Raw genomic sequence first — 11,976 nt, forward strand, 5'->3', positions numbered from 1 at the left:
ACTTTAAACGCCCCTGCATTAGTCTCCGCCTAATGCATGCGCATGGCATGTCAAAAACCACATCAACCTTTCTGAGCCGCCAGCATCCGGGCAAACTCCTGCAACTCAGGTCCAGAATCACCACGCCTGAATGCAAAGGCGTGCGTCAGCATCGCTTTCGATTCACGCACGTTTTTAAAGACCACGCCGACACCGAGCCAGCGTGACAGAGACTCCGGCAAGACACTGATCCCCTGCCCTGCGGCGACCATTGTCAGTACAGCCGCCACACGATCTGACTCCTGCACCACCTTCGGCTGAAACTTCGCCTGCCTGCAAAGCACACCCACATGCTCTCGAAAACCCGGCGCGGCCTTCCCAGAAACCATCACCCAGCTTTCAGCCTTGAGTTGGGCTAGTTTCAGCGATGCACCTTTGGCCATTGCATGCTGCTCCGGCAGCACCACCTGCAGTGGCTCTCGCTTCCAGACCAAAGTCTCTATCTGCCGGGAAACTTTGGCAGGTGCCGCACCGATGAACGCCCCGTCGATCTCTCCGCCCACCAAAGCCGTCAGTTGTTCTGCCGGGGCCATATCAACCATGTGAATCTGACAGTCGGGCCGCTCGGCACGAAACTTTTGCAGCAGCCTCACCAGACCATCATCCAGCAAGGCCCCCACAAAGGCGAGTCGCAGCCGTTGCGGTTCTCCGGCCCCCACGCGGCGGATGACTTCCGTTGCCCGGTCAAGCTGGGTCAGCAGCTGCTTCGCATCCTCCAGATACAACCTCCCTGCATGCGTCAATGAAACAGCCCGCGTGTTGCGCTCCAGCAAGCGGGCGGTCAGCTTGGACTCCAGCCCCTGAATCTGCCGGGACAAGGCGGGCTGGGAAAGGTTGAGCTTCGCGGCAGCCTTGGAAAAGCTCAAGGCCTCGGCAACTGCAACGAAGCATTCAAGCTCATGGATGGAGGGACGATTCATGCTTTCAGAGCATCAATCTAATGCATTGATAGCATTTCCACAAGAATCAACACCTCTGTAACTGTGTGCTCACCTCAACCCACCACCCCAGTGCAGCACGTTCTCATCATCCACGAAGTCGCCGACTACACGGCATGGAAAAGCATTTTTGACCGCGCCGCCGGCATTCGCAAAGCAGCCGGCGAGCGCTCCTATCAGGTCCTCAACTACCACGACGATCCGAACAAAATCGTACACTTCTCCGCATGGACATCCATCGCCGACGCCAGGACGTTCTTTGAATCCCCCCAGCTTGTGCAAATCCGAGCCGAAGCCGGCGTCAAAGCGCCCGACTTCATCTACCTGCAGCAGTTGGAAACCGGAACCCTTTAACCAGCCCATGAGAATTGATTACTCCCAAATCGAGCCGGAACTGACCTCCCGCTTCCGACAACTGACCCGCGACCTGTCCCAAACCGCCATTGTCCCCAACCTGAGGGCGCTTGTCGAACTCCGCGTCTCGCAGATCAACCACTGCGCCTACTGCATTCAACTTCATCAGGCCGAAGCAAGGCACTTGGGAGAAGATCAGGCACGCCTCGAACAACTCCCCGATTGGCGTACTTCCCCGTTGTTCACTCCACGTGAGCAGGCCGCCCTGGCTTGGGCTGAGGCACTGACACACAAGGCCACCGTCCATGACGATGCGCAGGAATATGAGCAACTGACAACCCTGTTCTCAGAACAGGAGATCGTGGCCCTTGGCTTCGTCGTCTCCCTCGCAAACTTTTGGAACCGCATGGCTGGCGGCTTCCGCAAATAATCCGCGAGAGTTCGAAACGAGCCTATTCCAGATCCAGCTCAGGCTTGAAATCCGAAGCGTGGTACGAGCTCCGCACCAGCGGCGCACTCGCCACGTGGCGGAAGCCCTTCTTCAGCGCGATCTGCTTGTAGTTTTCAAACGTGTCCGGATGGACGTACTCGATCACCGGCAGATGCTGCGGGGAGGGACGCAGATACTGGCCCAAAGTCAGCACGGTGACGTCATGCTCGCGCAGGTCGTCCATCGCCTGAAACAGTTCCGTCTCCGTCTCGCCCAGGCCAAGCATGAGCCCGCTCTTCGTCGCGCACTTGGTGCCGAGTTCTTCCGCCATCGCCTTCGCACGCTTCAGCACATGCAGGCTGCGGTGATACATCGCACGACTGCGCACCAGCGGCGTCAGACGCTCCACGGTTTCCAGGTTGTGGTTGAAAATGTGCGGCTTCGCCTTCATCACGACTTCCAGCGCGTCGTCCTTGCCGTTGAAATCAGGCACAAGAATCTCAATCGTAATCGTCGGCACCGCTTCACGCACGGCCTCGATGGTCCGGGCAAAGTGCTCTGCGCCGCCGTCCTTCATGTCATCACGCGCCACGGCGGTGATGACGATGTGGTTCAATCCCATGCGCTTCGTCGCCTCGGCCACACGCTGCGGCTCATCGGCTTCCAGCGCAAAAGGCTTGGCCGTTTTGACCGCACAGAATCCGCAGGCACGCGTGCAGCGGTCTCCGGCGATCATGAATGTCGCCGAGCCCTGGCTCCAGCATTCCCAGCGGTTCGGGCATTGCGCCTCCTCACAGACCGTGTGCAGCTTCAAATCGGTGATCAGCCCCTTCGTGCTCCAAAACTTCGGGTCACGCGGCAGCGTCACTCGGATCCATTCCGGTTTTTTGTCGCGATGCAGGGCGGGGTCGATCTTGGGGGTCATGGGCGGGGTGATGAATGGCCCAAATGAGGGGCAATTGCAACGCGTTTGGACATCCATACGCCGCTCGATAACTTCAAGACCATGCTGCCCGCGTTTTTTCGCCCTTTACCCCTCCTAGTGGCGCTGGTTTGCACCAGTTTCGCCGCCGAACCCACCCTGCGGCCGGACGGCCAGGTCTCCTCCCGCTCCTTTGTCGATAAGGCGCAAATTGTCAGCAACTACCAGAAGGAGCTTTACGCCCATCAGTCCGGGTTGCGCATCGTGCAGGGCATCGGCTACGCCGTCTATCAGTGCAATGAATCCACCCCGGATGAAAACAAGGCCGGGCAGATCGCCCGCATGGCCGTTTTTAACATCCTCAATCCCACCGCCACGGCCAAATGGGTCGACATCGCCAAAGCAGGCGATTCCTCCGGCGCTATCACCCTCGGCGGCACCTTCGTTTCAGCCCCCATGATCCATGCGCTGGGAGAGGAAACCCTCCGCATCTTCTTCACCGGCCGCCAGGAAGGCGATCCCGGCTCTGCCTATCGCGCCTTCTACCGCGACTACCACATCGCCACCGCCACGCTGTCCGAACTCCACCCCCTGCGCTGCACCATCGCCAAGCAGCCTGATAAGGTGATCGACCTCACCCAGGCCGCCCTGCAGAGCCATCTCGACTTCCTCTTCAGCTCTGGCACCGGCGCCTCCTTTTCCAAAGGCATCAGCACCGCCTGCGACTTCGTCGAATTCGACGGCCAGCTTTACAGCACCATCCAGATCAAAAACTCACAGGACGGCCAGACCCGCCTGCTCACCAACATCCTCATGCGCAGCGCCGACCAAGGCGCGACCTGGGAACTCCTCGGCACCCCCGACCCACGCCTGCTCAAGAACGAAGTCAAAATCCTCGCCGAACCCGTCATCACCCAGGACAAAACCCACATCTATCTCCACCTGCGCTCCAACGTCATCGAAACCGGCTACATGCTGTGCAAAGCCGCCAAGACTGACCTCTTCCACTTCGACGCCCCCGTCACTAAATGGACCTACGGCATCGGCCGCCCCACCCTCTGTGACTTCGGCAAGCCCATCGGCCTCGTCGCCATGTTCACCGCCCCCAGCGTGCCAATGGGCGGCACTACCGTCACCCGCAACAAGTGCGATGTCGTCCAAATCGACAGCCATTACCAGAACTACACCAAGGCCTTTTCCATTGTCGATTTCAACGCCGTGAACACCCCCTTCATGCATCTCTACCGCGACGAAGTCTACGTCACCTACACCACCGGCCGCCGCCGTCTACTCCCCAAATTCGGCACCTCCGAAGTCGTCTTCAGCAAACTGCGCCGCGAGTTCTTTGTGCCTGGGGAGTAAGCTGGCGTCTTCAGGTGTGGGCAAGCTGATGCCAGCGAGTGAAAAGGAGCCTGGAATAGCTGCTGGCATCAATGGCATACGCTCCTAGAGCATATCCGTCATTCGCTTCCACCAAGGCTGTCTCACCGGTATCGAGCAAACCGAAGTCGATCCCGTATGCCGCCGGAGCCTCGCCTGACGCAGAGAACTGTTGAATGGCTTCGATAATGGTGGACTGGCACAGCGCTGCCGCAGAATCCCCTGCGTAGTGGTCTTGAGACACGATGTCTGTTCCAACGACATAGATGCGAAACTCCGACCGCCAGTTCACGATCTCGGAGCACCACAGCGGCTCCTGCCGGCTTACCCTCGAAAGGAAGGACATATCAGAGGGAGATTGAAACACCCGCCCGGTAAACTGCTTTCGACGACCAGCAGGCTTGGCAAAAACTTCGCGTCCACCATCAAGCGCGGATTCCAGCGCCGCGACAGAACTCCGCCAGACTCGACGATGCAAATACGGCTCCAACGATTTCGGAAAGTCGTTTGGCGCAGGCACTTCAATGCCCAAATGCTTCATCGCTCCATGCATGGCATCCATGTCACCGCAAATGAAGCATTCCCGGGTCAGCGGAAGCTGCCGCCGCTGCACCTGCTTGGCAAGATAGGGCACCACCTCCATCCCCAATCGCTCACACTCACGGTAAACCAGCGACTCCTCATGGCGGTACTTCCTCAGCCCATTCTGCTCAAGATAAGCACGCTGAAAAGTATTCACGAGGGAGGCTGGCTGTATTTCAAAGATATTTCATTCCGTTGTGATGCGGACTGCCAGATTTTCACCTCAGTCCTCCCAGCTCAGGTGGCAAAAATTTCTTGAGCCCGAGCATGTGTTGCAGTGCCCGGTAGTACCCAATGATCATGTCTGTCTCAGACTCGGTCAGTCGCTTCCACACTTTTTCAGGTGGGGAGGCCGTGAGCCGGTTTGCAACCTTCAGCTTGATCGTCTCACTTCCATCGGCGCTGGCCGCGGTCTCCCATTGCGCCCCGATGTGCCTTACGATCACTTCTCCCACGTAGCCCCCAATCGCCTTGCACAAAGTCCAGATGTAATCCTGCCGATCCTCAGACATCTCTTCTGTCGCCAGCAGCCCCTGCGCCGTCATCATCGACAGCAGATTGTCAACGCTGACCAGGCTCTGCTCGGAGTAATCCAAGTCGATTCCAAACTGGCTCCGCGCATACCCCACCGCATCGGCGGCGTAAGCCTGCATGATTTCTTGGATGGATGTTTCACTCATGGTAGTTGCCGTCAAAGATCATTCACTAATTCACGCGCTTGTCAGCAGCTTTCCAATGAGCTTGATGAGATTGGATTGTCACGTGGTTCGGACTACTCTGCCCGGCTCCATTTTGCCCCCTCATGTCACTCTACTCCACCCTCATTCGTCCCCTGCTCTTCAGGCTCGACGCGGAAACAGCGCATCATGGGACAGTCGAAGCCTGTCGGATTGCAGGAGCATTGCCTTTCATCCCGAAGATCGCCCGGGCCTGCCTGGAGTTCAAAGCCCCGGAACTGCAATGCGAAGTCGCAGGGCTGCAGTTCGATCACCCTGTCGGCCTCGCCGCCGGCTGGGACAAAAGCGCGCGCGCGCTGCGCATGCTCGATCATCTCGGCTTCGCTTTCGCCGAGATCGGCTCCATCTCCGCGCAGCCCTCCCAAGGCAATCCAAAGCCACGTCTGTTCCGGCTGCCGCAGGATCAGGCCATCATCGTCAACTATGGCCTGCCCAATGAAGGCGCCGAAGTCATCGCCCCTCGGCTGGCCGCACAGCGCATGCGCATACCGCTCGGCGTGAACATCGTCAAAACCAACTTCGGTCCCGTTGCTCCTGCATGCAGTGACGATGCCATCCTCGCCGACTACCAGCGCAGCGTCTCGCTGGTGCATCCCCATGCCGGTTATCTCATGCTGAACCTGAGCTGCCCCAATGCCGCCGGTGGGAAAGACTTCTTTGCCCAGCCCGGCAACATCACGCGCCTGCTGCAATTGCTGAAACCGCTCAACATCACCTGCCCCGTGTTTCTAAAAGTCGCCCCACGCGACGATCCGGCCGAACACGACCGCCTGCTGTCAGAAACAGACGCCTTCAATTTCGTGCGCGGCTTCTCCTTCAATCTCCCGCCCGGAAAGCCCGCCACCTTGCGCCTCACCACACCGCGCAACGCGTGGGAAAAGTTACCCGGTGCCGTGTCCGGCAAACCAGTCGAAGACTTGATCAACCGCTGCATCGCCGGACTGGCCACGCGAATGAATCGCCAGCGTCATGTCATCATCGGCACCGGCGGCGTCTTCACCGCAGCGGACGCCTACCGCAAACTCCGCCTCGGCGCATCTCTCGTGCAGATCTACACCGCCCTCATTTATGAAGGCCCCGGCGTCATCAAGCGCATCAACCAAGGTTTTTGCCAGCTGCTGGCAAAGGATGGTTTTCGAAACGTGAGCGAAGCCGTCGGTGCCGACCTCGACCCCTCATGAAAATCAATGCGCCCGCTTCCGCGTGAGCATGATCTCATTCCCCTCGGTGTCCACGCACATGGCCAGATGCGGCGGCTCGCCATTCTCGGGCTGCGGTTCACGCGTGAGCTGACCACCAGCGGCGACAATCTCCTGCGCGCCTTCGATCACATCCGGCACCTGAAAGCTGAGCCCGGTCCAGGTGCGGCTTCCCTCACCACCGCCATGGATGCCAATGATGCCGTCACAGATGGACACCTCGCTGATGATGTCATTCTGCTTGAGGATCGTGCCGCCAAAGACGGCGGCATAAAAATTCACCGCGCGGTTCATGTCCGCGGCCCAGATGACGTATTTGAGTCGTTCTACTTTCATGCGGCCTCCGTGCCACAGTCCGCTCGTTGAAGACAGCAAATCCTTCAAACAGCCCCATCAATTCCCAAACAATGGCCGCTGCTTCGGCGGAGAAGGCGGCACCTTCGGCCGGGCCGGACTGCCCCCGATGCGCTGCGCTTCCTGCAGCTCTTTTTCAGTGGGTGGTTTTCGTTCGTCCTTATTGCCACCGCCAAAGATGCGCGGGGACCACTTGGTGTCACCAATGGTGCCCGAGCCCTTGTAGGCCAGCAATTGCGTCACCGGAAACAGCAGGATGCCCAGGCCTCGCATGCGCACCTCGGCATTGAAGTCGATGTCATCGCGGATGAAGTCCACGTTGCCGCGGCTGAAAATGCGAAAGGCACTGGACTCGGCCTCGATGTTTCCAGTGACGATGAAACCGTCCGACACTTCAAAAGTGCAGTCCGCTTTCTTGGCCACGTTGTAGCCCTTGATCGGCGAAGGAAGGAACGCACCAATGATCGGCGTCAGCGGCCCAAGGACGGGCAGAGCAAGGAGGTTGCCATTGAGAATCATCAGCGCACCACCGCCCTTCAGCGCCTTCCAGTCGTTCATGCGCCCGGTAAATTTGAAATGGCCGCTGATGTCTCCCACACTTTCATTCCCCGGAGAGTACACCTGCGCGAAGCGCTGGAAGCTGAGGGCGTTCATGCGCAGCTCACCATCGTACGTGTTCGGCTCGCGGTTGTCGTTGAGGTTGCCTTTCAAGGTCATGTCACCTCCAAGCACGTCTGCCGCGATGTCGATCCGGGAAATCCCCTCCCGGTTGTGCACCTCCGCCCGCACCTCCTCAAACGGCAGCTTGCGGCCAAACACAGCATACGGAAAGCGTCCCGCCTTCACCTCCACGTCATAGCCCCTCACCCCGGGCGTGAGATTCACCGCGCCTTTGGCATTCAGGGTGTCCCCAAAAAGGCGGCCGTTGAAATCAAAGTGCAGCATGCTGCCGATGATGTGAATGTCTCCATTCGGCGCATTGATCGGATAGTCCTCGTTCCACAGCACGTAATGCGCGCCACCCGTCGGGTTTTTGAAATCCACTTTGTAGTTGTTGAACTGGGGATTCCCCTTGTAGCCGATCGTGCCGTTGGCGGTCACATCCGTCCCGGCGGAGAATCGGTAGAGCGCGATCTGGTCCGCCACCTTCGGGGCAAACGCACGCACAATGCCCGCCGCGTCCGCGACCGTATGCACATTGACGAGCCGCAGCCACTTCTCGTTGTCATCATCGTTCACAAACACCAGCTCCGCCTCCGCCGGTCCATCCGGACGCTGCACCCGCACATTCGCATAGTTTTGGATGTCTCCGAGAAATGCCAGATCCATTTCGGCGGAATCAAACGCCACATTCTTGTAGCTGAAATGACGCAGCACACCGTGGCCTGAACTGGGACATTCGCGCATGTTGGTCGACGGCCCGGCACAGGACAGATGCACATCGATCTGCGATGTCTCATCGAAGGCAAACCGCTGGATGATTTCACGAGTCTTCGGCAGCAGCACGAAAGGAAGAAACACAGTAGGGTCCATGCGCAGTTCCAGATTGTATCGGAAACCCAGGCTGCGGTGCCTCATCACATCCAGCGCCAGCGTGCCGGTCTTGTGCTTCAGCAGCGCATCACGCACAAAGATGCCCTCAGGGTTCGCTCCAAGTGTCAGGCTGAGTGAATTGAAAACCTCCCCGCGACTGCCAAACCGCCCGCAGTCCAGCCGGCCGGTCACCTCCGCCGGCAGAAAATCCTCGGGCTGTTTTTTGTTCAAAAAGATGTTCCCCTCCAGCGCCAGCTGCGGCGCTTCATAAAACACCACCTCGCGCAGCTGCTCGCTGCTGAAAAACGCCCGTGCCAGCCCCGGCAGGTCGGCACTCGACGTCAGCCGGAAGCGCAGGCGATCCGCACCGATGCGCCACGTGGCCGTCGCCTCCAGCGTGCCCAGATGATCCACCAAATGCAGCCGCTTCAAATCCACAAACCCGCCGTCATACTCCGCCTCCGCCACGAGTTCCTTCCAGACATAATCTTCAAACTCCAGACCATCCGCCTGAAACAGCAGCTCAGCCTTGAGTTCCTGAGGGCGGTCCAGCGCCCCGGAGACCTTCACATTCAGGGTGGGCACATGCGGCGCACGAAACCGCGCCAGCCAGTCCAGCCCATGTTGAATCTGCACACGGTGCTCGCGTATCGCGATCAGCCGCTCCTGCGCACTGGGTCCTGGCTGGTCTGATTTGGACTCCGGCAGTTCCAGCACCCCGCTGATCAAGATGCGCAGCCCGTCGGACAGCAGCCCTTCCGCATGCCGGATGTCCAGCTGTCGCTCTTCCAGCAAAGCCCGCGCGCTGAGATCCTTCAGCTCGATCACCGTCAGTTCGGGCCGTTCCGGGTCCACCGGCAGCGCCATGCTTGCATGCAGCAGCTCCAGTCCGTCAATCTTGACCCTGCCTTCAATCAGGCTGCCAAAATCAACATCCAGGTTCAACCGGTCCACGGACGCCACGATGTGCTGCTTGCTTGCATCATTGAACACCTTCACACCACGCGCCACAAGCCCGCCAAACGGATTTACTGTCAGGCGTTCGAAATTCAGATGCACCCCATGCTGCGCCAGCTCCCCGGTGACAAACCCATGCCAGCGCTCATGAAAGGCCGTCGTGTTCAAATACACGCCGCCCGCCAGCATAAAACTGGCGACCAAAAACAGCAGAAGACGGCGCAGAAAACGAAGCATGAGCTTCCAAAGTTACCCAAGCTCTCCGAACTCCACAAGCTCTGGATAAACAACTGTCAACTCCCTGCGCACCACCTCAACGATACTGCTCCGGCCTGCCGATTGGAAACAGTCCAAAAGGTGCGATCTGGCTGGCGCGCAGTTTTTCCGGCCCGATGCTCGGCGCGTCGGAGGCAAGAAACACCGCCAGTTGAATGACTCCCACGCGCCCCTGGGGGCTGGTGTCAAACAAGGCCGCATCACCGCTCACCGCCTTAAACAACAGCGGACCACGCGGCGTGTGATCCATCACCAGTGTGCCGCTCTTTTCCACGCGCAGGTTGCCACGCCCGAGAGATGCCACACCACCTGTCTCGGCGTCCTTGCCATCGATCCCCACGCCGATCTGCAGCGGCATCGGCGTGCGATTTTTTAACACGATGCGGTATGCCTGCTGGGGCAGTCCCGCCACAAACAAAATGCCACCGCAAAGATAGGATTCAATCCACTGTCCCGTAGCCACGTCCTGCACCGCAAGATCCACCGTGCCATCCCCCATGCGCGCAAATCCGCGCTGCGCATCCGGCACATCACCCTGACGTTCCATCATTTGCGCAATCTGCTCCGGCGCGGAATAGACAATCCGTGCGACCATGTGCGGAGTCTTCGTCATTTGCTCCTGATAAGCAGGAAAGCCCTGATGAAAAAGATTCGGGTCCTGCTGCCAGGCGGGCCGCAGCGGAGCGATGCTGCTGCCACACGATGCCAGCAGGCACGTGCCTGCTGCTGCCACTGCCTTGATCCATGCCATTGTCCTGCCTGCGTTACCTGAAGTCATGCTGAATGCGCTGTTGTCTTGATGTGAAAAGTAACACGTACCAGACCCGACACTTCTTCCACCGAACGACGCACCTCGCAGCCCATGAGCCGCTCGATCAATTCACACTCCAGTTCATCCACGATGCCGTAGCGCGCCGCCAGTTCCCGCAGCGGCCGGTGATGCTCCACCAGAAGAAGCCGCCCCTGTGCATCCGTCTCCACGACACTCATGCATCCATCCGCGCTGCGCAGCTTTGCCAGCAGCCGGGCACGTTCTTCCAGAGTCGTTGCCTTGGCCACTTTGGCACCCCACGCCTCCCCCTTGGACTGGAAATAGGTGTACAGCAGCTTCGGCGGGGCGCTTTCGCCATAGACCTTCTCCGCCGTTGCCAGCAGATCCAGCGTCAGCGGCGGCCCGCAGTTCAGGAAAAGAGCGTCCGCTTTGGCCGTGAGCCGGTACAGTTTTTCGGGCCGCCCTGCCGCCTTGGGCCGGCGCCAGGTGTCCAGAAATCCCGCCTTTTCCAGTTCCACGCAGTGCTGCTTCACCCCCATGTAGCTCATCTTCATCGCCGTGCAGAGCTCCGTCACCGTCATGCCCGTGGAATGCTTCAGGCGCTGGACGATGTCCAGCACTGGCGAGTGCAGCATTTCTCGGAGCAGGGTTAACATGGCTTGGTTGGCCCCCAGACTAGCGCCGCTGCACGCCGGACGCAATACTGCGTCCAGCCTTCAGCTGATCAGCAGCAGCCGCGGCGGCTGTCCGGGTAGCGTCGCCGGGGCACGGTGAATGCACGGGGGCACCGGACTTTCCGGATACAAGGTGGCGATGCGCCAGAGAGGACCCAGTCCAAAAGAAAACGGCAGGGCATGCGGCAGCGGTTTGTAATGCAGATCCAGATAATTTTCGTTCAGGAACTCGCGAAAGCCCACGTCATCACCTCCGCCATAAAGCTGCCGCAGTTCCGCACGCATTTCAGGCACATCCACCCGCCGTATCGCCTCCTCATTGCGCAGCCCTTCGGAGGCAGCTCCGAGGTAGGTGCACAAATAAGTGTCCGCCTCCACAGTGGCGCTGTCCACATGCCAGGACTGCACATCCGTGCGCAGCAGGTCGGGCTCGATCTCATTTTCGTAGCCGTTGATGCAGTCGAGGCTTGGCAGCAGCTCGCGGGCGCGCAGCAGTTCCTGATCTTGCAGCAAAATCTCGCGTGCCACCCGTCCCGCGTCGCTCAGTTCCAGCGCCAATAGACGCTCCTCATCGATGCTCGTGATCCCCTTCCCCACCCCCAGCTTCTCCACGATCTCGCCAAAATCCCCCGGCAGCATACGCGGCCAGCACAAGGCGTTGATGCCATCACGCATCGGCGTCATGACCAGTTCCTCAAAACTGCCCACCACTTTCAGGCGCGGGTAGTCGTCGAGTTGAGTAAAGAGCTGGTTGCCCGCGATCATCAATAGAGTGTCTTGACTCCATAGTATCACTTCCGCCGTCTGACCATTGTTTGTTCATCATTCT

13 protein-coding genes are annotated in these 11,976 nt (G+C 59.3%); 4 read left to right on the top strand and 9 right to left on the bottom strand.

The window, feature by feature from the left end; genetic code table 11:
* Window positions 1–62: 62 nt before the first annotated feature.
* Entirely contained in the window at window positions 63–959 is an 897-nt protein-coding gene (locus AC3RLQ_RS14735) for a LysR family transcriptional regulator (RefSeq protein ID WP_493038309.1), read from the bottom strand.
* A 90-nt stretch (window positions 960–1,049) separates the two neighbouring features.
* Between AC3RLQ_RS14735 and AC3RLQ_RS14740 the strand changes: the two genes are divergently transcribed.
* Window positions 1,050–1,331: an antibiotic biosynthesis monooxygenase gene (locus AC3RLQ_RS14740; protein ID WP_493038311.1), complete on the top strand. Its 282-nt coding sequence runs from the start codon at window positions 1,050–1,052 to the stop codon at window positions 1,329–1,331.
* A 7-nt stretch (window positions 1,332–1,338) separates the two neighbouring features.
* Window positions 1,339–1,761, top strand: a complete 423-nt coding sequence (locus tag AC3RLQ_RS14745; protein ID WP_493038313.1) for a carboxymuconolactone decarboxylase family protein — start codon at window positions 1,339–1,341, stop codon at window positions 1,759–1,761.
* Between the two features lie 22 nt (window positions 1,762–1,783).
* Here AC3RLQ_RS14745 and lipA read toward each other — a convergent pair whose 3' ends face one another.
* Window positions 1,784–2,686 (bottom strand): lipoyl synthase, encoded by a 903-nt coding sequence (lipA, locus tag AC3RLQ_RS14750; protein WP_397381680.1) that lies wholly within the window; start codon window positions 2,684–2,686, stop codon window positions 1,784–1,786.
* Between the two features lie 81 nt (window positions 2,687–2,767).
* Here lipA and AC3RLQ_RS14755 point away from each other — a divergent pair, with 81 nt between their 5' ends.
* Window positions 2,768–4,045: a hypothetical protein gene (locus tag AC3RLQ_RS14755; RefSeq protein WP_493038315.1), complete on the top strand. Its 1,278-nt coding sequence runs from the start codon at window positions 2,768–2,770 to the stop codon at window positions 4,043–4,045.
* A gap of 10 nt (window positions 4,046–4,055) precedes the next feature.
* Here the strand turns inward: AC3RLQ_RS14755 and AC3RLQ_RS14760 are convergent, their stop codons facing one another.
* Both AC3RLQ_RS14760 and AC3RLQ_RS14765 read right to left on the bottom strand, forming a co-directional pair.
* A complete protein-coding gene (locus AC3RLQ_RS14760; protein ID WP_493038317.1) occupies window positions 4,056–4,802 on the bottom strand; it encodes an ATP-grasp domain-containing protein in 747 nt (248 codons plus the stop codon).
* 61 nt (window positions 4,803–4,863) lie between these two features.
* A complete protein-coding gene (locus AC3RLQ_RS14765) occupies window positions 4,864–5,325 on the bottom strand; it encodes a hypothetical protein (protein ID WP_493038319.1) in 462 nt (153 codons plus the stop codon).
* 122 nt (window positions 5,326–5,447) lie between these two features.
* Between AC3RLQ_RS14765 and AC3RLQ_RS14770 the strand changes: the two genes are divergently transcribed.
* The gene (locus AC3RLQ_RS14770; RefSeq protein ID WP_493038321.1) at window positions 5,448–6,563 is read left to right on the top strand and encodes a quinone-dependent dihydroorotate dehydrogenase; all 1,116 of its coding nucleotides are present in this window, start codon (window positions 5,448–5,450) and stop codon (window positions 6,561–6,563) included.
* A 3-nt stretch (window positions 6,564–6,566) separates the two neighbouring features.
* On the opposite strand, the gene AC3RLQ_RS14775 is transcribed toward AC3RLQ_RS14770, so the two are convergent.
* From AC3RLQ_RS14775 to AC3RLQ_RS14795, 5 genes are all read right to left on the bottom strand, one after another.
* Window positions 6,567–6,917, bottom strand: a complete 351-nt coding sequence (locus AC3RLQ_RS14775) for a VOC family protein (RefSeq protein WP_493038323.1) — start codon at window positions 6,915–6,917, stop codon at window positions 6,567–6,569.
* A gap of 57 nt (window positions 6,918–6,974) precedes the next feature.
* Window positions 6,975–9,662, bottom strand: a complete 2,688-nt coding sequence (locus AC3RLQ_RS14780; RefSeq protein ID WP_493038325.1) for a hypothetical protein — start codon at window positions 9,660–9,662, stop codon at window positions 6,975–6,977.
* A 76-nt stretch (window positions 9,663–9,738) separates the two neighbouring features.
* Window positions 9,739–10,452: a hypothetical protein gene (locus AC3RLQ_RS14785; protein WP_493038327.1), complete on the bottom strand. Its 714-nt coding sequence runs from the start codon at window positions 10,450–10,452 to the stop codon at window positions 9,739–9,741.
* 23 nt (window positions 10,453–10,475) lie between these two features.
* Entirely contained in the window at window positions 10,476–11,129 is a 654-nt protein-coding gene (locus AC3RLQ_RS14790) for a helix-turn-helix transcriptional regulator (protein ID WP_493038329.1), read from the bottom strand.
* 60 nt (window positions 11,130–11,189) lie between these two features.
* Entirely contained in the window at window positions 11,190–11,912 is a 723-nt protein-coding gene (locus AC3RLQ_RS14795; RefSeq protein WP_493038330.1) for a DUF1826 domain-containing protein, read from the bottom strand.
* Window positions 11,913–11,976 lie beyond the last annotated feature (64 nt).

This window comes from Prosthecobacter sp. GW821-HT29F12 (assembly GCF_058803405.1).